The following is a 25,678-nucleotide window of genomic DNA, read 5'->3' as shown; positions in this document are numbered from 1 at the left end:
GGTGCATGCGTTCTATCGCACAATATGCACTAAAATCGCGGACTAACGCGATTATAGCAACAGCGTTAAGTGCAGCTATTCCATTTTTATTCTGGATTGCTGCCGCTGTTGTCAGTGTGGTCACCCTGAGAAAGGGTGGTAAAGATGGCAGTCAGGTGATGCTCTGGGGCTCGCTGCCTGCTCTCTTTTGGTTTGCTCAGGGCGACCTAACCCCTGCGTTTGTAATAATTGGTGCCTATATTATGGCACTGGTGCTGAGGCACAGCGTCAGCTGGTCGCAAACGTTATTGGTAGGCGCTGGTATCGGAGCTGTTACCGCAAGTACAGTTCAGTGGTTACCGCCGGAATTAATGCTTGATCTTGCCCAGGCAAGTCGGGAAATGATTCTGAGCGAAGCTGAGCTGGCGGAGAGTCCTGGTGTTGAGCTTGATCAGTTTCTGGTTGGGCTTTTCTCTGGTGTTATCTCTGCGGTGCATGCGCTGATGATGACGGGGAGCCTTATGCTGGCCCGTTTCTGGCAAGCTGCCCTGTATAATCCGGGTGGTTTCCAGAAAGAATTTCATCAGCTGCGTCTTCCGGTCTGGGCAGGTCTGATTTTGGGTGGCATGGTTGTTTTCGGTGCGGGTATTACCCCCGAGGCGATCAAGTGGATTCCCTCACTGACACTGCCGTTGGTTTTTGCCTGTATCGCTTTAGTACATGCTGTTGTAACGATCAAACAACTGAGTTCGTTTTGGCTGACAGCCTTCTATTTTGTGCTGTTTTTTGCCGGACACTCACTGTACGTATTGATGATTTTTGTGGCGTTGCTTGATAGTAGTCTGAATTTCCGTAAAAGGCTGATGAAGCCTTCAGATGATGAAGCGCCATAAAATAGAAAGAGGTTAACGAGATGGAAGTTATTCTGCTCGAGAAAGTAGGCAAACTGGGTGGCTTAGGCGACAAAGTAACCGTTAAGCCTGGTTATGGCCGCAACTTCCTGTTGCCATACGGCAAAGCTGTTGTAGCAACAGAAGCAAACATTGCTGAATTCGAAACCCGCCGTGCTGAGCTTGAAGCTCAGGCTGCAGAGATCAAAGCTGAAGCAGAAGCTCGTGCTGCTGCTCTGGGTGAGATTGAACTGTCTATCGGTGCTAAAGCTGGTGACGAAGGTAAGCTGTTCGGCTCTATCGGTACACGTGACCTGGCAGAAGCAATCAGCTCTGCTGGCATCGATGTAGCGAAAAGCGAAGTTCGTCTGCCGGAAGGCCCGATTCGCACCGTTGGTGAATTCGACGTTGCAATCCAGCTGCACAGCGATGTTATGACTTCAGTTCGCGTTATCGTGACATCTGAAGAATAAGATCTGCTGATCAGCTCTGAAAGGCACTTTGGGTTTTCCCAGGTGCCTTTTTTTATTCCTTTTTTTTGGTATACCGGTAAGCAACTGGGATATTAACGCAAGCTATTCCCGGTGTTGCCCCTTCTTCTTTTTTGTCATCTTTACGGGCATCCATTTTCAGATACACTTAGTTGCCACTTCATCTTTACCCAGGAGAATCTCAGGTTTATGTCCGCACGAACTGATACCGATAAGCAAACCGAAGCTCTCAAAATCCCTCCTTATTCATTGGAGGCGGAACGATCGGTGTTAGGTGGTCTGCTGCTGGATAACGAAGCCTGGGATGCCGTAGCTGAACGTATCAGTGCCCATGATTTTTATCGTCGGGACCATAAGCTGATCTTTAACGCGATGATGGAGCTGGCTGAACGCGCTCAGCCGTTTGATGTGATTACTATTTCTGAGCTGCTTGATGATCGTAAAGAGCTGGATCAGGTCGGTGGGTTAGCATATCTGGCTGAGGTGGCTCGCAATACGCCATCGGCCAGCAATATCGCCGCTTATGCTTCAATTGTTCAGGAGCGTTCAACGCTGCGTCAGATGATTCATGCCGCTAATAAGATCGCTGAAAGCGCCTACGATACTGAAGGGCGAACCTCTGATGAACTGCTGAATGAGGCTGAGCAGCTGGTATTCTCCATCGCTGAAAACCGGCCTAAGGTGGGAGGGCCGGAAGGTGTGGTTTCTATTCTGCAAAAAACAGTCGACCGCATTGATGAACTTTATCGTCTTGATTCCTCTATGACCGGTATTGCTACAGGCTTTACTGATCTTGATGGTATGACATCCGGTCTGCAGCCCTCAGACTTGGTTATTGTTGCCGGACGTCCATCCATGGGCAAAACCACCTTTGCCATGAATATTGTCGAGAATGTAGCCCTGACCCAGGATAAACCTGTGGTAGTGTTCAGTATGGAGATGCCCAGTGATTCTCTGATGCTGCGTATGCTATCTTCCCTGGGACGTATCGATCAGACTAAGGTGCGTACCGGTAAGCTGGATGATGACGATTGGCCGAGGCTTATGTCGGCAGTTAACTTACTGGAAAAGAAAAAACTCTTTATCGACGATACGGCAGGTTTAAGCCCCAGTGAGATGCGCTCCCGTGTGCGCCGTCTGCACCGTGAGAATGGCGATATAGGTCTGGTGATGATCGATTATCTTCAGCTGATGCGTGTTCCGGGGTTGGCAGATAACCGTACTGGTGAGATTTCAGAGATCTCCCGCTCTCTTAAAGCACTCGCAAAAGAGTTTAATTGCCCTGTGATTGCACTTTCCCAGTTGAACCGGAGTTTGGAGCAGCGTCCGAATAAACGCCCTGTGATGTCAGATCTGCGTGAGTCCGGTGCTATCGAGCAGGATGCTGATGTTATCGCCTTTATCTATCGTGATGAGGTGTATAACAAAGAGGATGAAGCGAATAAGGGAATTGCGGAGGTTATTATTGGTAAACAGCGTAACGGCCCGATCGGCAGTGTTAAACTCGCCTTCCGGGGACAGTTTACCCGTTTCGAAGATCTGGCCCCTGAACATTATGCGCAGTACGTTGAAGCCATGGGCGGAGACGAATAGACCGACCCCTCTCCCTCAGCAGAGCATGCACTGCTGTCGGCGGCGATCATAGTGTTCAGTCAACACATGAGTTGCCTCAGCAGCATCAAACACCCCCAGTAATTCTGAGCGGTAATCCGCCACATAGAAGAGCATCAGTTTGTCTGATGCTTCTTCACTATCTGGCTTTAGCAGGTAGCCGCTGAAGGCTGTGCCAAACACCCCATGAAGAGGTGGGAGCACAAGTGGCGTATCCTGCTTTCTGAGCTGCTGAGCTTCAGCTTGGCCTAAAGCGATAGCGGGTACGGTCAAAGGCTTTAGTATAAAGCGTTTTGCATGCTCTTCTAATATTGCTTCCGAAGTAAAATAGCCCAACATCAGACTGTTTTCAGCCTGATCAGCAAGCCAGAAAAGTGCAAAATTTTGCTTTTTCTGATCAGAGAATGCCGTCAGCTCTCCAGGTTCTTGCTGAATGCCTGCTGCAGAATAACTTTTACGGAAAATACAGTAATTTCCATCAATATCATGTGTCGGCATGGCGGGTTCTCCTGTGGAGCATTATTCACATACTCGGTTGTCCGAGTCAGTGTTATTGGCGTGGAAAAGCATACATTCCGGGCTATAGAGCACTGCTTGAATCAGATCTGACGGCGTCTTTCAGCCAGTAAACCAACCAGTAGGAAGAGGAGCATAATAGCGGGTGCCAAGTAAAGACCTGGTATGCGATTAATAATGTCTTCCAGTACTGGCGTTGCGTATACCGTGAGAGCACCGTAACCAAACGCACATAGCACAACAAAGCCGACCAGTCGGATGATGTATGGGTAGGGGCGTAGCTGTTGCTTGACGGTACGGTTTATCTCATCGCCATAAATAACTAATAAGGTAGCAATAAGTGCAAGTGCAATATTATCGCTGTGAGGGCGAATCCAGTCAGCCATAGTAAAAAGCAGTTCGCGAAGCATTTCCATAAAGTGAGGTTCCTTGCTTGGGAAAATAGTTAGTTTACTGATTGCTTTTTGAACCACCAGTTAAAAAAGTAAGAACCTTTGACGGATTGTATTTCGACTTATGACATTTTGTTGTTTTGTAACTTGTCTCTTGCGAAATAAGCCCTATAATCCATCGCCTTTCGTTTGGGTGAACAGATTAGATTTCACGTTTCTCTGCTCAGGCGACTTTGTTTAAAATATTTGGCTCAACATAAAAGGAGCATTCATGGCTGGTAACTTCCGTCCCGGTGCACGCCGACAGCGCGCGCCTAAGCTTCAAGGAAAGGGAAAACTGGAATCTGTTGTTACGGAAGGACCGTTTCAGGAATGGCTGGGAATGCCTGAGCTGTATCGCCACGCTCTGATTGTGGATGGTATTACATACTCTTACCAGACTGAAGATCCCGAACTCTCTGTGAGCGAGGGTGACATTGTTGTGTTTCGCTACAAAGAGAATAAGCAGGGTAATTGGATTGACCGTAACTCTCTGGGGGTCTGGATCGATCCGGCGACGTATAATCAGTAATTATTTCTGCTGCTGATTCTGGCGGGAGCATTGCTCCCGTTGTTTTATTTTTGTCGTACCAGGTTATCTGCTTTCTGCTCAAAAGTTGTCTGGTTGGGCTAAGAAATAGCTCCTTTGGATTGTCGCCATGGGCTGGGGATATAGGTCCCCAGAATACGGATATCCTCTGCAAAAAAAGATAGTTCCTCAAGGGCATTAAGCATTGCCTGTTCGCATTGGTGTGCTTCAACATCCATATAAAAAGATGTTGCCTGAAAGCTGCCCGTGTCCATATAACTTTCAAGTTTGACCATATTGATGCCGTTGGTGGCAAACCCTCCCATCGCTTTGTAAAGAGCTGCAGGCAGGTTGCGTACTCTGAACATTAATGACGTCAGATATTTATGACCAGAACGATAATCCGGCATTTCTGCTTCCCGCGACAGGATAATAAAGCGGGTTGTGTTGCCATCATGATCCTGAAAGTTTTCTCTCAGAATATCCATGCCGTAAAGCTCTGCTGCCAACGAAGATGCGATAGCGGCGCGGCTATGGTCCTGTAACTGCATAATTTCATGGGCTGCACCTGCGGTATCAGATTTCACATCTGTTTCCAGGCCAAGTTTCATAATATTGTTATCACACTGTGCTAAAGCTTGTGGGTGAGAGCAGACCGTTTTGATCTGTTCTAGGCTGCTGCCCTTAAGTGCGATCAGGCAGTGGCTGATGCTTTCAAAGTGCTCACCAATAATCGAAAGCTGTGTTTTTGGTAGCTGACGATAGATCTCCTCAACACGCCCGGCAGTCGAGTTTTCGATTGGAATCATAGCGAGGCCTGCTTCTTTTCTTTCTACTTTTTGCATCGCTTCGGTAAAAGTTGCACAGGGCACGGGTGAGAGGTGAGGGCGTGCATTACGGCAAGCAAGATGCGAGTACGCGCCAAGATGACCTTGGAATGCAATAACCTGATCATATTTTGATGACGATGTTTTGATTTCAGACACTGACATTTTCCTGTGAAAGCCGTAGGTTAGATGATGTACAAACGAAGTAAGTCATGGCATGTTGTGTCGACACTGAACAGCCATAAAAGAATTAACAAAAAATATATGGTTGGTTACTTCTATAGCTTAACTTTACCGTTAAAGTTAAGCCAAGCATGATAATCACAAAAATGAGCCAGAATTAAAAATAGCGCTGGAAAGGCGGAGAGTATAATGAGTCAGACTTCACCGGGAACCTCCATTCAAACCAAAATCACTGTAGCCTTGCTTTTGGTCTTTGTTTTGGTACTTGTTGTATCCATGATTTTCAGCGTCCGCAATGAGCGGGATATGGTTGAAGAGGTTATTTGGCAACATACTCAGGATACGGCTGATTCCTATTTTGATGCTGTTAACATCATGATGATCACCGGTACTCTGGAAAACCGGGATATTTTACGCAAAAAAGTGATGAGTCAGCCGGATGTTGTCGATGCCCGTATTATTCGGGGGCCGGATATCAATAAGTTTTTTGGCCCCGGGCGTCCTGAGGAAAAAGCATCCGATGATCTGGATCGCCGCGCTCTTTCCGGTGAAAAAATAACACATATCAGTGAAAGTGAGACTGGAAGGGTTCTTACGGTTCTGAATCCTGTTCGGGCCAGTAAGGATTATCGGGGTACGAACTGCCTTGCCTGTCATATTGTGGAAGAAGGAACTGTTTTGGGCGCTGTGCGTGTCAGTTACTCGCTGGCCACCCTGGACCGCCATATCAGCGCCAATTTGTGGCGCCTTGGGCTTATACAAGTTGCCCTCTTCTTTGTCGGTTTTCTGGTGATTATCTATCTGTTACGCCGCCTTATCGTAACACCTCTGAACCGTGTGCGGAGTGTAATGCAGCAGGTAGAACGACAGTCTGACCTGGCCGTAGAAGTCAGCAATGTCCAGAGTAATGATGAGATAGGCGCTTTGGCGACTGCTTTTAACAATATGCTGACCCGGTTCCGGGGGAGTATGCAGCAGGTTTCCGGAACAACTCATCAGTTGAAAGAGGCCGCAGAGCGTATTTCAAGGGTCTCTGAGAGCACTGTCTCTGCAGTACAGGATCAGAAGGCCGGTACAGAAACCGTTGTTTCAGCCATGCAGCAGGTTGAGAATAATGCCCATGAGGTAAAGTCGTACGCAGAAAGTGCCTCTGGTGCGTCCTCCAGTGCTGATGAGCAAGCCAGGTTGGGTGCTTCTCTTACGGGAACTGCGATTTCTGCAATTAGCCGCCTGACCGGCGAAATAGAGCAGGCTGCAGGCGTTATCAGTAAAGTGGGCAATTACAGTAATGAAGTGGGGACTGTTCTGGATGTTATCACCTCAATTGCAGAGCAAACCAACTTATTGGCCCTGAATGCTGCTATTGAGGCTGCCCGGGCCGGTGAAGCCGGGCGTGGCTTCGCCGTTGTGGCAGATGAGGTACGCTCATTAGCGACCCGAACTCATGAGTCCACCCAGGAGGTTCATCAGACCATCGAGCAGTTACAGAAAGAGGTGACAGAAGCTATTGAGGTGATGCAGAGTGCCCAGGAAAGTACTCATGAGAGCGTCAGCGAGGTCGAAAAAGTGGCGTCGTCTCTGCAGGAAATTGCCGAAGCTGTTACTGGTATTAATGCTCTGAATAGCCAAATGACGCTTTCAGCGCAACAGCAGGAGGTTGCGTCTGCTGAGGTTAACCGCAATGTTAAAGAGATTAGTGCTATTGCTGAACAGACTTCCGCAGAGGCTAACGAAGGTGTTGCTGTCAGTGATAGCTTGCTGAAGTTGGCCGTTGACCTTGAGAAGATGGTTGATCAGTTTAAGTTACGCTAGTGATCTTTTTACTGGGAATCCACCATAGGCGAAAGCTTCTCTTTGTGGATTTCCCCAGTGTTACAATTCTTATGAAAAAGGGCTGATCAGATCTGATCAGCCTTTTTTTTGTCGTGTACAGGTCTTGCAGGAGTAAATAGGCAGGTGATCTTAATCAGGTTCTTTGGCCATCTGTTCCGGTTTTTTGCGACTGGGCTTGATGCTTCTGGCTTTGATAATACCGGGGCCGCCCCCTATTTGTTTTGTTCGTACAATTACACGTTTTCCCGACTGCCCGCTGCTCGAGCTTGCTCCGGATGCGGTCTGGTCTGGCTGGGCTACAGGGTAGCTCTCTCTATTAATCTCGTTACCAATAAGATAGTCTGCGCAGGCAAACATATCTGAAGAGAAAAAGCGAAAAACATCCATGCCACCAAACTGTTGATAGACCCGCTTTTTATAGGAATTAAAGTGCCGGGTGATTGTTTGTGTTAGTAGCTCAGAGAACAGAATAGCAGATGAGTTAATGCCATTACCCTGCAATCCGCTCTTGGGAGCCTGAATAAACATCAACTCAATGGGCATACCGTCAAAGGTTTTCTGAACGCCATTATGTTTACTCATAATGGTTTCAACATTTTTTACCAAATCATCCCGAACAGCCTTGCTCGCATGCTTGTAGAGGTCAATGGGGTTTTCCATTGGAATATCGCGTCCTTTAACACTGCGTGACCACTCGCCGCGATAATTCACCTCAATTTTGCCATAGAGAGTACGGCTGTTGATCAGTGTCATGCCATAGGTATGAAGCACTGCATGGTCGACGGTAATCTGCCGGTCATATACTTCAATCTGAAGATTGTTAATTACAATCATATCAGTGCTTTCAGCAAAGGCGGTTTTCAGCTTGTTAGCGACATCGGCGCAACTTTCTTCTGCTCGTGAGTCACTTTCAGGACGAAATTTATATTCGGTCAGAATCATTATTAATGGGCTCTGGTAAAAATATTACGCTTAAAGTGGATTTTTATCTTACTGATTGTAGCCAGAAATCGCGCAATTTTAATAGATTTAATCTATCGGCTGCTTTGCAGGAATCTTAACTACTATTAACGGCTAAACAGCAGGAAAACTGACAAAGTCCGGTATCTGAAGATCTGGTGGCGATGAATCCTGTAAAAATAACCAGATGTTAGATAGACTTGGCTAAAATTTTCCGTGTGAACAATCAGTGGATTACCAAATCGGATGAGTGCACCAATTAACCCAGCAGACCCCGGCTTCGATGGTGTTGAGCAGATTTCGCTCAAACAGTACACCGAGAAAGCTTACCTTGATTACTCCATGTACGTCATTCTTGATCGTGCACTTCCTCACCTTGGTGATGGGCTTAAACCTGTTCAGCGCCGGATTATCTATGCGATGTCTGAACTGGGTCTTAAAGCCAGTGCCAAACATAAAAAATCTGCACGTACTGTCGGTGATGTCTTGGGTAAATTCCATCCCCATGGCGACAGCGCCTGCTATGAGGCAATGGTACTGATGGCTCAGCCTTTCTCTTACCGGTACCCTCTGGTGGATGGGCAGGGCAACTGGGGTTCACCGGATGACCCTAAGTCTTTTGCTGCCATGCGTTATACCGAAGCTAAACTGGCTAAGTTCTCTGAGCTGCTGCTATCTGAACTGGGCCACGGTACAGCTGACTGGCTACCTAATTTCGATGGTACTTTAAATGAGCCCGCAGTGTTACCGAGCCGGGTTCCTCATGTGCTTTTAAATGGTTCTACCGGTATTGCAGTGGGGATGGCGACTGATATTCCCCCCCATAACTTAAATGAAGTAGTTCAGGCGACGGTTCATTTACTGAACAACCCAGCCTCGGGGATATCCGATCTGATGCGTTTTGTTAAGGCACCGGACTATCCTACCGATGCTGAAATCATCACACCTGAGGCGGATATTCGCAAGCTTTACGAGTCGGGCAAAGGCAGCCTGAAAATGAGGGCTGTTTACCAGATAGAAGACGGTGATGTCGTTGTAACCGCTTTACCGCATCAGGTTTCCGGAGCCAAAGTCCTGGAGCAAATTGCGGCACAAATGCAGGCTAAGAAATTGCCGATGGTCGTTGATTTGCGCGATGAGTCAGATCATGAAAACCCAACGCGTTTGGTTATTGTTCCTCGCTCAAACCGGATCGATACAGACTCGATGATGGCCCACCTGTTTGCTACTACGGATCTGGAAAAAAGTTACCGCGTTAATCTGAATATGATCGGCACCGATGGGCGGCCACAGGTTAAGGGGTTATTACAGATTTTGGGGGAGTGGATTAACTTCCGGCGGGCAACGGTTAAGCGCAGGCTTGAGTACCGGTTAGAAAAAGTGAATGATCGCCTGCATTTACTGGAAGGGCTTCTGATCGCTTATCTGAATATTGATGAAGTGATTGATATTATCCGTACAGAAGATCAGCCAAAACAGGAACTGATCGGCCGCTTTGCTCTCAGTGAACGCCAGGCAGAAGCGATTCTTGAACTGCGTTTACGACAGTTAGCAAAACTGGAAGAGATCAAAATCCGGGGTGAGCAGGATGAGCTGCAGGATGAACGGGAAAGCCTGGAACACTTGCTGGGGTCGGATAGTGCTCTGAATCAGCTCATCGAGGACGAACTAACCACAGATGCTGATAAATTTGGTGACCTTCGTCGCTCACCGTTGGTGTGTCGTGAAGAAGCTAAAGCACTGGATGAAACGGCTCTGGTGAGCGCTGATCCTGTGACCATTGTTTTATCAAAACAAGGATGGGTACGAGCTGCTAAAGGGCATGATATTGACCCGGAAGGCCTGAGCTATAAATCCGGTGATAGCTTTCACCTGGCCTGTAAAGGCAAGTCTAACCAACAAGCCGTTTTTGTTGATAGTAGCGGCCGAAGTTACTCCTTGCCGGTGCACACGCTACCCTCAGCCAGAGGGCAGGGTGAACCCTTGACCGGGCGTATCAACCCGCCATCCGGTGCAACGTTCCAGGGACTGGTCATAGCTGAGGATAAACGTCATTTTCTGATGGCCAGTGATGCAGGGTATGGCTTTGTTGTGGCGTCTTCAGATATGCTGGCCAGCAAGAAGGCAGGGAAAGCACTGTTGACCGTGCCGAAAGGATGTGAGGTTCTGCCTCCTAAACTGATCCCGGAAGGTACTGAAAGCCGGGTTGCTGTTGTGACGACTGAAGGGCGTCTTCTTGTCTTTCGTTTGGATCAGCTTCCGGTGCTGGGTAAAGGTAAGGGTAATAAAATGATCGATATTCCATCGGCTAAATCATCAGGTCGGGAAGAGTTTGTTCGTGATCTGATTGTTATGCAAGCCGAAGACCCCTTAACTATTTTTGCAGGCAAGCGTCATCTTAAGCTGAAGCCCTCTGACCTTGAACACTACCTCAGTGAACGTGGCCGGCGCGGGAATAAGCTCCCCCGTGGTTTCCAAAAGGTTGACCGGCTCGATGTAAACGATGCGGAATAACCTCTTTCTCAAGGTTGTACGGTTATGATTGCCGGAGATTAAAGAATGCCAGTACCCCAGGGTGCTGGTTTTTTATTTTAACCCTTGGCTCTTGGGTGGATCTCTTCTCAAGTTGTAAGATATTTCCTACAAAACATTAAGATATCTGCGCCACGGAGCAGGGTATAAAGCTCTTAATCCATAAGATATTAATTTTAATCGTTTAAAATCAATTGGTTATATTTTATAGGTTGCCAGGAATATAATTAACCACATAAAAGTTGTGTCATTGGGTGGCGGATATTTGTTAATATGAACGTGCAGTCAGGGAGTGGCAGCAAGCCGGAATGGAAACCGGCACAGGGATTAAGGGAAAAGGAATGGAAACACGTGGCGAACAGGGATGCAGGATGCATACGTTCATGGAAGCCACATGGAAGACTTAGGATAAGTCTGCTATCAGGATGATGGCGCTGTCATGGATTGGATAGCAAAGGGACATAGGGCGGCGGGGCCGCCCTTCTCTTTTTCTGATGAAAAACGCATCTCTAGTCTCAAACCACTATCTTTTCTCAAGCCGTTATTCTGTCTCAAGCCACTATCTAGTCTCAAACCATTATCTTTTCTCAAACCATTATAAATTTTCTGGCAGCCCTTCCAGTTTATCCAGTTTGTTTTCAACACCGTCCCACTTTTCAGCATCCGGTAACGGGTCTTTGCGTTCTGCAAGATTTGGCCAGTGTTCTGCCAGCATCTCATTCAGTTCAAAAAAGTGCTGCATATTGTCCGGTAGCTCATCTTCTGAATAGATCGCGCTTGCCGGACACTCCGGTTCACATAACGCGCAATCGATGCACTCATCCGGATTGATCACAAGAAAATTTGGCCCTTCATAGAAGCAGTCTACAGGGCAGACCTCTACGCAGTCGGTGTATTTGCACTGAATACAGTTATCAGTTACGACAAATGCCATGCTGGTCTCCTTTATCTGGTCAACGCTTTCAACTCATAGAGTAGTTCGAGGGCCTGTCGTGGCGTCAGTTCATCCGGGCTGATGCTTTCTAACTTTTCCAGGGCCGGAGCAGGCTCTGCCACCGAAAACAGATCATTCTGTACCGGTGTATAGGTGGTTCGTACCTGGTCACCGTTCTGATTTTCCTGCTGCTCCAGTTGCACCAGTTTTTCCCGGGCCTGTCCGACGACGTCATGGGGAATACCCGCCAGTTTCGCCACTTGCAGTCCATAGCTTTGACTGGCAGGCCCTTCCTGAACCTTGTGCATAAAAATGATATTGTCATTATGCTCAGTGGCGTTTAAATGCAGGTTCATAACGCCGTCAAACTGCTCCGGCAGGGCGGTCAGTTCAAAATAGTGAGTGGCAAACAGAGTGTAAGCCCGTAGTTTCTGTGCCAGGTGTGCAGCGCAGGCCCAGGCCAGTGACAAGCCATCAAAGGTGCTGGTGCCGCGGCCAATCTCATCCATCAGTACCAGAGAACACGGTGTCGCATTGTTCAGAATATTGGCGGTTTCTGTCATCTCTACCATAAAGGTGGAACGGCCGCTTGCCAGATCATCGGAAGAACCAATGCGGGTGAAGATGCGGTCAATCGGACCGATTTTGGCGCTTTCAGCCGGCACATAACAGCCGGTGTGTGCCAGTAACACGATCAGCGCAATTTGCCGCATATAGGTCGATTTACCGCCCATATTTGGGCCGGTAATCACGGCCATACGGTCGTCATTACTAAAGGTGAGATCATTGGGTACAAAGGGCTGATCCGATACCTGCTCAACCACTGGATGGCGGCCACCTTCAATCAGAATACCGTTATCACGCGTTAGTGTTGGACGTGAGAAATTCAGGGTTTCCGCCCGTTCGGCAAAGTTATTCAGGGCATCAAGCTCCGACAGGGAGACTGCCAGATTCTGCAGGCCCATCAGATTCCCGTTCAGCTGCTCAATCACCTGCTCGTACAGAGCTTTTTCCCGGGTCAGGGCGCGGGATTTGCTGCTTAGTACTTTGTCTTCAAACTCTTTCAGTTCCGGGGTGATAAAACGCTCGGCGTTTTTCAGAGTCTGACGACGGATATAGTGCGCCGGAGCCTGATCGGATTGCGCGCGACTGATCTCGATGTAATAGCCGTGTACCCGGTTGTAGCCGACTTTCAGTGTAGACAAGCCGGTGGTGGCTTTTTCCTGCTCTTCCAATCGGATCAGGAAATCCCCTGCGTGTTCGCTCAGCTGGCGCAATTCATCTAGCTCGGCATCAAAACCTTCTGCAATCACGCCGCCATCACGAATTACCACTGGCGGATTATCGATAATCGCACGAGAAAGCAGATCAGCTTCTTTAGGGAAGTCGATGATGGTCTCACGCAGATGATCCAGAGCCGACTCCTGAATACTGCCCAGCAAAGCGGTCAGTTCCGGCAGTTCACCCATCGCATCGCGAAGACGGGCCAGATCTCGGGGGCGGGCGCTGCGTAATGCAACACGGGCCAGAATGCGCTCAATATCGCCGATCGCTTTCAGGTGGTCGTAAATACTCTGCCACTGGAAGCTGTCCTGAATCGCCTGTACACAGGACTGACGCAGATGCAGCTGATCGTGACAGCGGATCGGGCGGTTCAGCCAGCGGCGCAGCTGACGGCTGCCCATGGCGGTTGCGGTGTTATCCAGTACCGAGGCCAGGGTATTTTCGATACCGCCACCCAGATTGGTGTCGATCTCCAGATTGCGGCGACTGGCGGCATCGATCTGAATGCACTCATCCCGGGATTCTTCCTGCAGGGTGCGCACATGAGGCAGGCCGCTGCGCTGCGTATCTTTAACATACTCCAGCAGAGCACCGGCGGCACCAATTGCCACGTCCAGATGCTGACAGCCGAAACCGGCAAGGTCGCGGGTTTCAAACTGACGGCACAGCTGAGTGCTGGCGCTTTCTGTATCAAACTGCCAAGGCGGTACCTGTCGGGCTCCTTTACGCTGGTTGATCTGAGCTTCAAAAACCTCACCTTCATCCAAGAGCAGTTCCGCTGGGTCCAGACGTTGAATCTCCGCTAATAAAGCAGATTCTTCATTCAGTTCCTGTACGGTAAAGCGGCCACTGGTCACGTCCAGCGCTGACAAGCCAAACACTTCACCACGGCGAGTCAGAGATACCAGTAGGTTGTCCTTGCGCTCGTCCAGAAGCGCTTCATCACTCACTGTGCCAGGGGTCAGTATGCGAACTACCTTGCGCTCCACCGGGCCTTTACTGGTTGCTGGGTCCCCGATCTGCTCCGCAATCGCCACCGACAGACCGCCTCGCACCAGGCGTGCTAGGTAGTTCTCCGCCGCATGAAAGGGAATACCCGCCATTGGAATCGGCTGACCACCGGACTTGCCCCGTGCCGTCAGCGTAATATCCAGCAGGCTGGCTGCCTTTTTTGCATCATCAAAGAACAGCTCGTAAAAGTCTCCCATGCGATAAAACACAAGCTCGTTCGGGTGATCTTTTTTGATGCTGAAGTACTGTTGCATCATTGGCGTATGTTGTTGCTGTTTTTCGTTGCTTTTCACGGGTTTGGCCTAGTTATATCGTTGATTCTGCTGGATTTTCTCTTTTTTTTGTTGTCTCTTGGAGTGCCAGTAGGACTCTTTGAGAACCGTGAAAACCTACACTCATGTGTAGCATATAATGTCGTGTAACACTTTTTCGAAAAAAACTACACTAGCGAGGGCAAGTCGCTAGTCATGGCTAAGATCAGTTTTACGGCACTTTTTGAGGCAACAAAATGAGCGGTGCGCAGAATAACAAACCTCTCACAACCAAGGCAATTGAGCACCTGAAGCCAGACGGTTCGACACTGGCTGATATTGGTGAATACAGAGACCTGAGAATCAGGAGTGGTAAAAGCGCAAAGACATTTTTCTACCGATATCGAAGCCCTATTACGGGTTAGTTAGTCCAGGTAAAAATCGGCAACTTTCCAGCTGTAGGGTTACAGGATGCTCGAAGCCGTTTGATGGAATTAAAGCAAATGCGCGATCAGGGACTGTGCCCTGCTAAAGAGCTAAAGAAGATTGAAGAACAACAGCAGGTTGCTGTTTGTGATCAGTTCACCATCAAAGATATGGTCGACCTTTACTTCCTTGGTCACTCCAAGAAAGGTATCGAAGGTACATACAACCTGCACCGCTATGAGGACGAGTGTCACGAATGGCTGCAACGCTGGGCGGATCATTTGGATGATTTGTTGGATTCGACAAAATACGCCAATGGCGTATAATTGGGTATATGTATGGTAATTATTGAAACACCAATATTCACCAAGACAATAAATAGTCTGATGGATGATGCCGAGTATAAGGAATTGCAGGAAGCTCTGGTCAACCGCCCTGATATGGTGCACTTATTCGTAATGGCGGTGGACTAAGAAAGGCGCGGTGGTTACTTGAAGGTAGAGGCAAAAGTGGCGGTGCTCGAATTATTTATTACTGGATGAGCCCACGAGATCAGATATACATGATCTATGCCTTCCCCAAAAATGAAAGAGAGAATTTGACCGACGCACAGCTCAAGGCTCTGCGTCAGATAGCCGAGAGGTGGTCGTGATGGATAACTCATTGTTTGAAGAGTTACTTGCCAGCGTAGAGCAGGCTGATGAGATCATTAAAGGCAATGCTGAACCCGCTCGTGTTGCAGCGTTTGCAGAGCCTGAAGTGATAGCAATTCGGAATAAGACAGGTTTAACTCAAGCCCATTTCGCCCGTGTGGTTGGGGTGAGTAAGCGCACATTGGAGAACTGGGAACAGGGACGACGACATCCTACTGGGCCTGCACGTGCCTTGCTGAAAATACTGGATGCAGATCCTGAGTACGCCATTAAGACACTTTGTCAGTAACGCCGAGAGGGGCTGAAACCAGCCCCATCGTTTTAATCAGAATCTCCAGCCTAATGTGCCGTATAGAGCGCTGGCGGTGTTGTATTTATCTGTGGCGACAGAGGCTTCAACGCCCAGGTTCAGCCCCGGTACGCTATCCGGCAGGGGGGTGTAGTGAACACCGATGCTGGCGATGCCACCCCATGCGGTATCGGTTTCCTTACTTTGACTGACAACCTGATCGTACTCCCAGTCCTCACCGGGTTTGTCCTCCTCCCATGAGCGCACATAGGAAGCGCGCATCTCATAGTCGGTATAGGTCAGGCCCAGACCGCTTTTCAGTAACCACTGCTGATCCAGATCCCAGTAGTAGACACCTTTAATAGCCACCTGGCTGGCATCAAACGTAGCGTCTTTATCTTCTTCGTATTCATTTGGAGTACCACCTGTAACTCCGCTGGGAAGAGAGGGAATTGCTGTCAGTGTCGAAAACTCATGATCTTCCGTTCCTTCCATATTCCGGTGACTGATCTCAATCCCGAAACTTTCAAAGCGATAGCCCAGTGTGATCTGTTGCGAGCTGTCATTGCTGTCCGGCTTCAGACGAGTGCTATCGGAAAATACAACCGCTTCATCATGATCCATTTCGACGGTGCCTAAGCCCAGTTGCAGATAGGCATCAGCCTGAGAGAGTGGTGAAATAGCCAGCAGTGCCAGAGGCAGATATTTTTTCATGGGTTAACTCCATATGTGTCTGATGTTTTAGTTGGTCTGCTAAGAAAGCCCGATAAAAGAGATCTCAGTCCGCGATGATTTTTTCCAGAGCATCCACTTCCAGGCTTGTATGCTCCGGGTCCTGATCAATTTCACCCCAGAGCAGAAGGGGTTGTTCCGACGTGAGTTGCAGACCACGCCAGAGGTGATTGCTGATTTCGACAGTTAGCGTGCCGCTATTGTCTTTAAGCAGATAGTCTTCATCTGAAAGCCGCTTGATGATACGGCCTTTAACGCAGACCTGACTGTCATCATGAGCTTGCTGGGCCTGAGCGAGAGAAAGGATTGGACAATGATCCGGTACAGGATGGGTTGCATGTGCTGTCAGAGAAAGCGTTGCCAGAGAGACGGTTAAAGCCGGGAAAAGAATGAAATAGACAGATCGCATACTGAACTCCTTGGGAATGACCAACAGGTTCAGTATGCCGGTGGGAATATTAACTTTGCATTAAGTGGTCAAAGGTCAGGCAAACCCTCAGACCTGGTTCTGCATCTTCCAGAGTGAGTTGGCTGCTGTGGAGTCTGGCAGTTTGTTGACTGATGGCTAACCCCAGGCCAAGCCCCTCTGTTCTTTGGTCAAGCCGGGCAAAGGGTTCCAGCATCGTCTGGCGCTTTGATGCGGGTATGCCGCGACCATTATCTTCAATAATCAGCCTCAGCCGGGATGCTGTTGCCTGCATCGTCAGGGAGACATGGTCTGCCGTTTCGGCGTGATGTGCTGCATTGTTCAGCAGGTTTTCAACCAGCAGAGAGATGAGTGTTGGGTCGCCTTCGATATCGAAGTCTGACAGCGCATAATCGAACCGGATGCCGACCTGCTGCAACCGTGATTCTGAGCGTTGGCATACATCCTGAAGGGCCGTTCGGATATTAAAGCGGGTGCAATGTTGTTGCCATTGCCCGGCTTCAATTCTGGCAAGTATCAGCAGTTGATCAACCACATGGATCAGGCGGTCAACTTCCTTTCGAACGGACTGGTGATCCGTATCGGGCATGGATAGTTCTAGCTTGAGTGTGGTCAGGGGCGTTCTGAGTTCATGGGCAACGTCACTGGTAAAGCGTTTCTCCCGCTGCAGCGTTTCTTTGATACCTGTGATCAGCCGGTTCAGACTGGAGGTGATGGCCTGAAGCTCCGCCAGTCGGCTGATTTGAGGTAGTTCACTGAGGTCTTCTGCATGGCGTTGCCGGATCAGGTGTACAAGGCGGTTCAGTGGTGCGGTCACCAGGTTAAGCAGTACCAGTAACAGGAAAATACTGATCAGGTTTCCGAGCATAATCGGCAGTAAGACATCTTCCGTAACGTCCCCTTTGATATCGTTAGCCATATCATCACGGCGCATCAGTTTGATCAGAAGGTCTCCCTGTCGTAGCTGATACCCTTTCCAGAGATGATCCATATGTTCCATCTGGATAACGCCGGACTCGGTGCTTCCGTAGTGCCGCTCCAGATTAAAGTTACTGGCGTACCAGTGCTCTCCCAGGTGTTCTACAGAGATCAGAAAGGTGTCTTCATGGTCATCAATAAAAGACTCATTGAGGAAAACCTCCAGCTCATCGGCGGCGATATGGCCCCGGTCAATCAGACGATAGAGAAGCTGGGTTTGCTGCTGAATATCTTCATAGAGCAGCTCTGACAGTTCATCATCAACGGCTAGCCAGGTGATAACCGGTGTGATTAGAGCCGTCAGGGCAATGCTTATACCTAATGCCCAAGCCAGTTGTTTTAGTTTCAGCTGTCGTTTCATTTAGTTCTCAACAATACGGAAGCCCCGGCCACGAAGCGTTTCAATGCGCTTTTTGCCCAGTATTTTTCTCAAGGCATGAATATAGACGTCAATTGTATTGGATTCAGCTTCATTGCCGCTACTGTACAGTTGCTGTGTCAGACGCTCCCGGCTAACGGGTTTGCCACCGGCATGTAGCAATACGGTCAGCAGCTCGTGCTCTTTTCTGGGGAGTGATATTGGCTGATCCTGCAGGTAGAAGGTGTTCTCTGCCGGTGAAAAGCATAAATCGCCAGAGTAGATGAGGTTGGTTGCCTGCCCCGCCTGTCGCCTTAACAGGGCTCTGATCCTCGCCAGTAACTCCTCTGGAGCAAAGGGTTTTACAATATAGTCATCAGCTCCTGTATCCAGCCCCTGCACACGATCATCCAGGGTGTCCCGGGCGGAAACAATCAAAACGGGGGTTTGATATTTTTGCCGAATCTGTTTGAGCAAGTCCACGCCGCTGCCATCCGGTAGCCCCAGATCCAGCAGAATCAGATCGTAGTCATGGGCTGAAATATGAGCGACTGCTGCTGCCACCGAACGAACCCAGTCAACCCGGTAATAGGCTTTGAGTAAGCGCAGCATGACATTGCCCAGAGGAATATCGTCTTCAATCAACAGTAAATACATACTCTTTGGTTACCTTCCATGAATCCATGATCAACGGTCCAGCCGGAAATATAGAGGCTATTTTAACGGGATATAGTTTTAATGGGATATAGTGGTTACTGGCATTCTTTTGCAACGCACGACCCGCTAGTGTCTGAGCCTATCTCTGAAATGGGTCGTGATGATGCGATGGATGCTCTGGCCGTTGCGGCCACCCGTATTGACCTGGTATTTAGTTCAAACTCGGTTCTGAACGCCTATGCGGAGGTATACGCACAGGATGATAACAAAGAGTGGTTTGTTAAATACTTTGTTAAAGCCAAGGCTAAAGTAATGGAAAAAGATTTATTCTTATTTTAATCAGTTAGTTACGCTTAAGGTAAAACTGTATTTTTAATATAAATAAAAAATAAACCTGCTTCGGGAACTGAAGTGGGCTTGGTTGTAAATGAAACTATTAACATACTAGATGTACTAGGAATTAAAATAATAAGCTTATAGTTCAGGTAGTTATAATTCGTATAACAATGCCTAACAAAAAACATCAATGCCTAACAATATTAGGCGCTGCTTTATTGATCTGAATCATGTATATTTGCCGCCAATTTATAGCGGTCGAAAACCTGACCTAACGTATCGTTCGTATCGTTGCTCCGGTTTGCTATTATCAATAGGCTTTATGTGGACACTCATAACATTGGCGTATTCTACTAAACAGAAATTAGGTGGCTTGTTACTATCGCTTTCAATGGCGGCACTGCTCTTTGCGCTGCCCTTTTTACCTGGACTTCTGAACTCCTCAGACTATTATGGGTTAAAGCGCAATCTTGATATTAAAGATCTACAACTACCTTATAATGAGAAAAAATCACTTAATGTTTTGTTCTTTGGTTATTTGCAGTGCGGTACTGTTTGCCCGCAGCAATTATTAAACCTTAAAACTCTGCACGACCGTTTAGCAGGCCAACCGGTGCGTTTTACTTTTATTACCATCGACCCTAACAGGGATACGCCTGAAAAGCTGCAGCGTGCGATGTCTGCTTTGGGTCAGAGTTTCCAGTCGATACGCCCCGCTTCGCAGGAAAAAGCACAGGATTTGGCAAGAATAATGGCTGATACAGTCTCTGTCAGACCGGATCAGCAAGGCTACGAAATAGATCACAGTGGTTTTATCTATGTCGTTAGTCAGGACCAGCGTTTAGAGCTGGTTTATACCTCGTCTGCTCTCGACCTTAACCGGGTCGAGCAGGATCTGAAACGTTTAATTACAGTGTTCGAAGACAGGGCATAAAATGATAGATGGAAGGAGAGATATGAACGGAAATGGCAGGGCTGGTGAGCATGGTTTTACAGATAGGTCGGGTTTTACAGAGGGAAATAGTTCGGTGAGTTCAACCAATCAGGCACAACAACAGGTGCTTTCATATGACCGGCAGATGCTGACTATTTTACTGCTGCATATTCCGGTTGTAGGGTTATTGGTACCCTATGATTACGGCACGACCGTTTTTGCACTGGTGGCTGCCCTTATGGTTGGTGGTCTGGCTTTTGTCGGCTACACCCTGTTTAAAGGCACACGGGCTTGCTCCGTACTGTTTGCTGCTTGTCTGATGTTGTTTTCAGCTATCATGATTCAGGCGCAAATGGGTCGCATTGAAATGCATTTCCACATATTTTCCTCGTTGGCACTGTTGATCATCTATCGGGACTGGTTACCGGTTCTGACTGCTGCTGTGGTTATTGCTGTTCACCATCTGTTGTTAACGGGATTACAGCTTTCCGGCGTCCAGCTGGGTGATATGGATATCATGATTTTTAACTACGGCTGTAGTTGGGGTATTGCTTTTTTACATGCTTCATTTGTTGTTTTTGAGGCAGGTATTTTGACTTATTTTGCCCTGCAGATGGGAGCTCAAAGAGATCAGGCGGCAAGAGTTATTGAGCTGGTGGATCAATTCCGCAGTGAAAAAGATCTGTCTGAACGCGTCAAGGACGGAAATGCTGCCGGCGAATCTTTCAATTATCTGGTTGACCAATTTAGTGGATTGGTTGGGCAGGTCAGAGGGTTATCCGGCCACCTGAAACAGAGTGTCAGCGAGCTGGTTACCGTTAGTGAATACACGAACCGCGTCTCTCTGGAGCAAGATCGCGAGTTAAGCTCAGCAGCGACCTCGACCCAAGAGATGACCGTTAGTATTGAGCAGGTGGCTGAGAATGCTCAGCAGGCTTCGGACTCTGCCAGTCAGGCTGTGAAGGCTGCCAGGGAAGGAACCGGCAGCATGCAGGATTCGATTGAAATGACAGAGGTGACTAATCAGGCACTGGAAACGGCTATTACTCAGGTAAATGAGCTTGTGAGTAAAGTGGGCGCTATCTCTGATATTACCAGCTCAATCAGCGATATTTCAGAGCAAACAAATTTGCTGGCGCTGAACGCTGCCATTGAATCTGCGCGGGCTGGAGAGCATGGCCGTGGTTTTGCCGTGGTTGCAGATGAGGTGCGGACACTTTCCCAGAGAACTCAGGAGTTTACGCTGGAAATTAAAAATACAGCGGATGAACTGGGTCGTATCTCCGGAGCAGCACTCCGTTCTATTGAGCAAGGGCACCAGAGATCTGAAGAGACACTGACTTCGATTCAAAGTGCGGGTGTGGCCATTGAGCATATTGAGAATGCTATCACTCAGGTGAATGAGTTAAACCTGCAAATTGCGTCTGCAACAGAGGAGCAATCTTCAACCTCGAATGCTATTAATGAAAACTTACATGCCATAATGGAATCTGGGCAAAGTTTGGTTGAAGGTGCGCAAAGATCACGCCAGATGTCGGATCAACTGGATCAGCAGGTTCTCGATGTTGATGAGCTGATTAGTGGCTACAAAATCACCTGATATCAGTTGGTGTTTTCAGGACAGAGGTAAACAGATGACTGGTTTAGTATTCCGCCAAGACCTAATAGAGCAACTGGCTAATCAGCTGTGTGAGCATAAAGCTCTTATGGCTACGGCGGAATCCTGTACCGGTGGCGGTATCGCCCATGCGTTAACGGCAGTAGCTGGTAGTTCAGCCTGGTTTGATGCCGGGTTTGTGACCTATTCCAATCAATCGAAAAGCCGGATGTTGGGTGTGCCGGCAGAGGTGATTGCTGAGCGTGGCGCGGTAAGCGAGGCGGTCGTGACGGCGATGGTCGCAGGCGCGGTGGCGAACAGTGAGGCGACTTTCGCCGTATCTGTTAGTGGTGTTGCTGGCCCCGGTGGCGGTAGTCCTGACAAACCGGTTGGCACTGTCTGGATCGCCTGGGGCAGTGCCTCTGATGTTCAGGCCGAGTGCTTTCTTTTTGATGGTGACCGCAATGCCGTTCGGGAGCAGACCATAGATACTGCTTTGCAGCGATTGCTGATGTTTTTGAGTGAACAGTCATAACCCTGCATTTTGTTTATCACGGGTTGGTTGAGGTGATTGATCTATCTTGATCTTAGGGCGCATAAGCCACGAGGGGCGTCATGCACCGATGGTGACACGCACAGGGTTCACCGCACTAGGGAAACTACTTTTTACGCCGCCTTTTGGCCGCAGGCTTTTTAAACGTAGTTTGGCTGTTTAATCCTGAAAGGCCTCTCATCTGAGCGGCTTTGGCCTGATCGACCAGTGCTTTCAGATCCTCCAGCATCGGCAACATAAAATCATTGTAGCGTTTAGCCTTCTGACTGATGGCGTCGAGCTGGCTTTCCCATTGGGCGGTTCGGTCTGGCAAGGTGGTGGGCTCGGGAAGATTGCGAATCAGTGCCTTGCCTGAGTCTGTGGATAAAACAAGCTTGTTCTGTCGACGGATAAAGCCTCGTTTTATCAACAGCTCAATAATGCCTGCTCGGGTAGCTTCAGTGCCAAGTCCGTCGGTTTCCTTCAGAATTTTTCGAATCTTTGTATCTTTCACAAAACGGCTAATGCCGGTCATCGCAGCCAGTAACGAGGCATCAGTAAAGTGCTTTGGTGGTTGCGTCTCCTTGACCAGCAACTCCCCGTGGCTGCACCAGAGGGTGTCACCCTGTTTGAAAGAGGGGAGATACTGCTCCTCGGGTTCCTGCTTCAAAAGCGGCTTCCAACCAAGATCCTGATTCTGTCGGGCTTTGGCAATAAATTTCCCTCCCTTGATCTCAAACTCTGCCGTTTGCGCCAGATAGCGATATGCCGGAAAAAACTGCATCAGATAATACTGGGCTATTAAGCGATAAACTTTCTGTTCTATGTTTGATAACCGGCTGATATCAGAAACCTTTCCGGTGGGAATAATGGCATGGTGGGCATCCACCTTAGCGCTGTTCCAGGCTTTGCTTTTCAGTTCTGGGTTGGCCTTTGCGACAAAAGCTGCAGGGTGTTCGTTTCCCAGATTCCGGCCTATTGCAGATAACACCTGATGTCGGTCGCCCCACTGTTCTGTGGGTAGATGGCGGCTGTCAGAGCGCGGGTAAGTAATCAGGTTATGCTTCTCGTACAAGCCCTGGCAGGTATCGAGTACCTGTTGAGCTGAGAGTCCGAACACCTTATTGGCCGTAATTTGTAGTTGGGACAGGTTAAAAGGCAGAGGCGGGGCCTCCCTTTTTTGTTTTTCTTCCAGTATAAGCACTATGGCGGGCTGCTGAAGAATACTCTGTACAACATGCTCCGCCAGTTTACGGTTGATCACCCGGCCCTCTTCATCTTGGTGAGGCAGACAGGCGTCACTTGGCACCCACTTGGCGGTAAAGCTGACAGGACCACCTTCGGTTGGCTGGATATGAGCCAATACTTCATAAAAGTCTTTGGGGGAGAAATTGGCGATCTCCTCATCCCGGCGCACCACAAGCCCCAGTACCGGAGTCTGTACCCGGCCGACAGAAAGTACCCCTTTGTAGCCAGCTTGCTGCCCTTTTAAGGTAAAAGCCCGGGTCAGGTTGATACCATACAGCCAGTCAGCCCGACTGCGGGCAAGGGCAGATGTCGCCAGTGGAATAAAATCACGGTTAGCCCTCGGGTTGGCTAATGCTTTTTTGACGGCCGCTGGGGTCAGGTCATTGATCAGTATCCGCTGGGCATTTTTGATTTTATTGGCAGGTGGCTTGAGGTAGCTGATCACTTCGTCCACTAATAGCTGACCTTCACGATCCGGGTCACCGGCGTTGACCAGTTGGCTGGCTTTCTTTACTAGCTGGCGCAATACGCTAAGTTGCTTGCGGGTTTTAGGCTTAGGCTTGAGCTGCCACTCATCGGGAATAATAGGGAGTGTACTGAGCTGCCATTTTTTCAGAGCCGGATCATAACTTTCCGGGTCAGCCTGTTCCAACAGGTGGCCGATACACCAGCTGACGCAGTCACCATTGGCTGCCTCTATATAGCCATCATGCTTTTTGTGAGGTTTTGGTAATACGGCGGCGATAGCTCGGCCTAAACTGGGTTTTTCCGCAATATAAAGTTTCATCGGTCTGCCAGACGGTTATAATTCGAAGTTACCTGATTTCTTTGGCTTCAGAGACTTATCCAGTATTTGGGTTGGCCAAAAGCTCGGGTTAATAAAACTAATTGAGCCCTAATATATCGGTATCTTTTTGATTCGAAAGCATTTTTAAAAAGGGCTCCTGATAGGTTCTGTGAATACTGTACACCTATACTGTTTTCATATACAGTGTTTCGCAGTTTAAGGATCTTAATCGAAAGGTGTGTCATGTCTGATCAAGAAAATCGCCAGAAAGCTCTGTCCGCCGCGCTGGGCCAAATTGAACGTCAGTTTGGTAAAGGCGCTGTAATGCGTATGGGCGAACAGCCTCGTGAAGCTATCCCTGCGGTATCCACCGGGTCTTTAGGGCTGGATGTTGCGTTAGGTATTGGCGGTCTGCCTTTTGGCCGTATTGTTGAGATCTATGGCCCGGAGTCTTCCGGTAAAACGACATTGACCCTGCAGGTAATTGCCGAAGCACAAAAAATGGGTAAAACCTGTGCCTTTGTTGATGCGGAGCACGCACTTGACCCTATTTATGCTGAAAAGCTGGGCGTGAACCTGGATGATATGCTGGTTTCCCAGCCGGATACCGGTGAGCAAGCACTGGAAATCACCGACATGCTGGTACGTTCCAATGCCGTGGATGTGGTGATTGTTGACTCCGTTGCTGCTCTGACACCCCGTGCTGAGATCGAAGGCGAGATGGGTGATTCCCACATGGGGCTGCAAGCACGTTTGATGTCCCAGGCGTTGCGTAAAATTACCGGTAATATCAAGAACGCCAACTGTCTGGTGATCTTTATTAACCAGATCCGTATGAAGATTGGCGTGATGTTCGGTAATCCGGAAACCACCACCGGTGGTAATGCCCTGAAATTTTACGCCTCTGTTCGTCTTGATATCCGTCGTACCGGTTCTGTAAAACAAGGTGACGAGATTGTAGGTAACGAGACCCGCGTTAAGGTTGTGAAAAACAAGGTATCACCTCCATTTAAGCAGGCTGAATTCCAGATTATGTACGGTAAGGGTATTTACCACGCCGGTGAAGTGATCGATCTGGGTGTACAGCACAAGCTGGTGGATAAGGCGGGCGCGTGGTACAGCTACAACGGAAGTAAGATTGGTCAGGGCAAGGCGAATGCGGCCCAGTACCTGCTGGATAATCCTGAAAAAATGGCTGAACTTGACAGTAAATTGCGTGAGTTATTATTGACTCCGGCTCCGGGCAAGGCTGAGCAGAAAGCAGAGTCGGAAATTCCGGCCAAAGCTGATAAAGCGGCTAAACCGGGCAAAGCAGCGCCGCTGAATGATGGTGACTAAATCTGTGTTTTAACATGGAGTATTTCGGTGCAGGTATAATAGCGCTGTAATAATCAAAAGGGTGCATCGGTGACGGTGCGCCCTTTTGGCTTTTTAACGGCCGATGCCATATCGGGGCTGATCC

General features: G+C 48.7%; 25 protein-coding genes. 14 read left to right on the top strand and 11 right to left on the bottom strand.

Translation table 11 applies throughout. The features are described 5' to 3' along the window. Positions 1–5 precede the first annotated feature (5 nt). The 3 genes from ACN0R8_RS04100 (at position 6) to dnaB (ending at position 2,953) form a co-directional block, all read left to right on the top strand. On the top strand, positions 6–872 hold the full coding sequence (locus ACN0R8_RS04100) for a hypothetical protein (protein WP_078319367.1): 867 nt from the start codon (positions 6–8) through the stop codon (positions 870–872). 20 nt (positions 873–892) lie between these two features. Then, a complete protein-coding gene (rplI, locus tag ACN0R8_RS04095; protein ID WP_078319366.1) occupies positions 893–1,342 on the top strand; it encodes a 50S ribosomal protein L9 in 450 nt (149 codons plus the stop codon). Between the two features lie 207 nt (positions 1,343–1,549). Then, the gene (dnaB, locus tag ACN0R8_RS04090; protein WP_417595352.1) at positions 1,550–2,953 is read left to right on the top strand and encodes a replicative DNA helicase; all 1,404 of its coding nucleotides are present in this window, start codon (positions 1,550–1,552) and stop codon (positions 2,951–2,953) included. 15 nt (positions 2,954–2,968) lie between these two features. On the opposite strand, the gene ACN0R8_RS04085 is transcribed toward dnaB, so the two are convergent. Then, positions 2,969–3,469, bottom strand: coding sequence for a hypothetical protein (locus tag ACN0R8_RS04085; RefSeq protein WP_417595350.1), 501 nt, complete (start codon positions 3,467–3,469; stop codon positions 2,969–2,971). A 101-nt stretch (positions 3,470–3,570) separates the two neighbouring features. After that, entirely contained in the window at positions 3,571–3,903 is a 333-nt protein-coding gene (locus ACN0R8_RS04080) for a DUF3392 domain-containing protein (RefSeq protein ID WP_417595348.1), read from the bottom strand. A 247-nt stretch (positions 3,904–4,150) separates the two neighbouring features. Here ACN0R8_RS04080 and ACN0R8_RS04075 point away from each other — a divergent pair, with 247 nt between their 5' ends. Then, entirely contained in the window at positions 4,151–4,450 is a 300-nt protein-coding gene (locus ACN0R8_RS04075; protein WP_078319363.1) for a hypothetical protein, read from the top strand. A 98-nt stretch (positions 4,451–4,548) separates the two neighbouring features. On the opposite strand, the gene ACN0R8_RS04070 is transcribed toward ACN0R8_RS04075, so the two are convergent. Next, positions 4,549–5,439 carry a prephenate dehydratase gene (locus ACN0R8_RS04070; RefSeq protein ID WP_417595346.1) on the bottom strand — a complete coding sequence of 297 codons (891 nt, stop codon included), beginning with the start codon at positions 5,437–5,439 and terminating at the stop codon, positions 4,549–4,551. Positions 5,440–5,646: 207 nt separating this feature from the next. Here ACN0R8_RS04070 and ACN0R8_RS04065 point away from each other — a divergent pair, with 207 nt between their 5' ends. After that, the gene (locus ACN0R8_RS04065; RefSeq protein WP_417595344.1) at positions 5,647–7,269 is read left to right on the top strand and encodes a methyl-accepting chemotaxis protein; all 1,623 of its coding nucleotides are present in this window, start codon (positions 5,647–5,649) and stop codon (positions 7,267–7,269) included. A gap of 150 nt (positions 7,270–7,419) precedes the next feature. On the opposite strand, the gene ACN0R8_RS04060 is transcribed toward ACN0R8_RS04065, so the two are convergent. Beyond that, complete coding sequence (locus tag ACN0R8_RS04060; protein ID WP_417595342.1) at positions 7,420–8,232, bottom strand: nuclease-related domain-containing protein; 813 nt, start codon at positions 8,230–8,232, stop codon at positions 7,420–7,422. A 264-nt stretch (positions 8,233–8,496) separates the two neighbouring features. On the opposite strand from ACN0R8_RS04060, the gene parC reads away from it, so the two are divergent. Next, positions 8,497–10,764, top strand: coding sequence for a DNA topoisomerase IV subunit A (gene parC, locus ACN0R8_RS04055; protein ID WP_417595340.1), 2,268 nt, complete (start codon positions 8,497–8,499; stop codon positions 10,762–10,764). 613 nt (positions 10,765–11,377) lie between these two features. On the opposite strand, the gene fdxA is transcribed toward parC, so the two are convergent. Both fdxA and mutS read right to left on the bottom strand, forming a co-directional pair. Further along, a complete protein-coding gene (gene fdxA / locus ACN0R8_RS04050) occupies positions 11,378–11,716 on the bottom strand; it encodes a ferredoxin FdxA (protein WP_417595338.1) in 339 nt (112 codons plus the stop codon). Positions 11,717–11,727: 11 nt separating this feature from the next. Beyond that, positions 11,728–14,268: a DNA mismatch repair protein MutS gene (gene mutS / locus ACN0R8_RS04045; protein WP_417596364.1), complete on the bottom strand. Its 2,541-nt coding sequence runs from the start codon at positions 14,266–14,268 to the stop codon at positions 11,728–11,730. Positions 14,269–14,750: 482 nt separating this feature from the next. On the opposite strand from mutS, the gene ACN0R8_RS04040 reads away from it, so the two are divergent. The 3 genes from ACN0R8_RS04040 to nadS all read left to right on the top strand — a co-directional run bounded on the left by ACN0R8_RS04040 (position 14,751) and on the right by nadS (position 15,630). After that, positions 14,751–15,014, top strand: coding sequence for a hypothetical protein (locus ACN0R8_RS04040; RefSeq protein ID WP_417595336.1), 264 nt, complete (start codon positions 14,751–14,753; stop codon positions 15,012–15,014). A gap of 125 nt (positions 15,015–15,139) precedes the next feature. Then, positions 15,140–15,340, top strand: a complete 201-nt coding sequence (locus ACN0R8_RS04035; protein WP_417596363.1) for a type II toxin-antitoxin system RelE/ParE family toxin — start codon at positions 15,140–15,142, stop codon at positions 15,338–15,340. Continuing rightward, entirely contained in the window at positions 15,340–15,630 is a 291-nt protein-coding gene (gene nadS / locus ACN0R8_RS04030; protein WP_417595334.1) for a NadS family protein, read from the top strand. The genes ACN0R8_RS04035 and nadS overlap by 1 nt, the downstream gene beginning before the upstream one ends. Positions 15,631–15,666: 36 nt before the next feature. On the opposite strand, the gene ACN0R8_RS04025 is transcribed toward nadS, so the two are convergent. The 4 genes from ACN0R8_RS04025 to ACN0R8_RS04010 form a co-directional block, all read right to left on the bottom strand. Then, entirely contained in the window at positions 15,667–16,344 is a 678-nt protein-coding gene (locus ACN0R8_RS04025; protein ID WP_417595332.1) for an AcfA family outer membrane beta-barrel protein, read from the bottom strand. 64 nt (positions 16,345–16,408) lie between these two features. Beyond that, entirely contained in the window at positions 16,409–16,771 is a 363-nt protein-coding gene (locus tag ACN0R8_RS04020; protein ID WP_417595330.1) for a YgiW/YdeI family stress tolerance OB fold protein, read from the bottom strand. A gap of 49 nt (positions 16,772–16,820) precedes the next feature. Next, the gene (locus tag ACN0R8_RS04015; protein WP_417595328.1) at positions 16,821–18,128 is read right to left on the bottom strand and encodes an ATP-binding protein; all 1,308 of its coding nucleotides are present in this window, start codon (positions 18,126–18,128) and stop codon (positions 16,821–16,823) included. Continuing rightward, positions 18,129–18,782 (bottom strand): response regulator, encoded by a 654-nt coding sequence (locus ACN0R8_RS04010; protein WP_417595326.1) that lies wholly within the window; start codon positions 18,780–18,782, stop codon positions 18,129–18,131. An 81-nt stretch (positions 18,783–18,863) separates the two neighbouring features. Between ACN0R8_RS04010 and ACN0R8_RS04005 the strand changes: the two genes are divergently transcribed. The 4 genes from ACN0R8_RS04005 to ACN0R8_RS03990 all read left to right on the top strand — a co-directional run bounded on the left by ACN0R8_RS04005 (position 18,864) and on the right by ACN0R8_RS03990 (position 22,184). Further along, a complete protein-coding gene (locus ACN0R8_RS04005; RefSeq protein WP_417595324.1) occupies positions 18,864–19,121 on the top strand; it encodes a hypothetical protein in 258 nt (85 codons plus the stop codon). Positions 19,122–19,440: 319 nt separating this feature from the next. Next, the gene (locus ACN0R8_RS04000; protein WP_417595322.1) at positions 19,441–20,052 is read left to right on the top strand and encodes an SCO family protein; all 612 of its coding nucleotides are present in this window, start codon (positions 19,441–19,443) and stop codon (positions 20,050–20,052) included. Positions 20,053–20,146: 94 nt separating this feature from the next. After that, positions 20,147–21,652 (top strand): methyl-accepting chemotaxis protein, encoded by a 1,506-nt coding sequence (locus tag ACN0R8_RS03995; RefSeq protein WP_417595320.1) that lies wholly within the window; start codon positions 20,147–20,149, stop codon positions 21,650–21,652. 34 nt (positions 21,653–21,686) lie between these two features. Then, positions 21,687–22,184 (top strand): CinA family protein, encoded by a 498-nt coding sequence (locus ACN0R8_RS03990; protein ID WP_417595318.1) that lies wholly within the window; start codon positions 21,687–21,689, stop codon positions 22,182–22,184. Positions 22,185–22,308: 124 nt separating this feature from the next. Here the strand turns inward: ACN0R8_RS03990 and ACN0R8_RS03985 are convergent, their stop codons facing one another. Further along, positions 22,309–24,216 carry a DNA topoisomerase III gene (locus ACN0R8_RS03985; RefSeq protein WP_417595316.1) on the bottom strand — a complete coding sequence of 636 codons (1,908 nt, stop codon included), beginning with the start codon at positions 24,214–24,216 and terminating at the stop codon, positions 22,309–22,311. 243 nt (positions 24,217–24,459) lie between these two features. Here ACN0R8_RS03985 and recA point away from each other — a divergent pair, with 243 nt between their 5' ends. Then, positions 24,460–25,554, top strand: coding sequence for a recombinase RecA (recA, locus tag ACN0R8_RS03980; protein ID WP_417595314.1), 1,095 nt, complete (start codon positions 24,460–24,462; stop codon positions 25,552–25,554). Positions 25,555–25,678 lie beyond the last annotated feature (124 nt).

The sequence above is a fragment of the Oceanospirillum sp. genome (assembly GCF_048265165.1).
In the GTDB taxonomy this organism is placed as follows: domain Bacteria; phylum Pseudomonadota; class Gammaproteobacteria; order Pseudomonadales; family Halomonadaceae; genus Oceanospirillum.
This window is presented reverse-complemented; position numbering and strand designations above follow the sequence as displayed.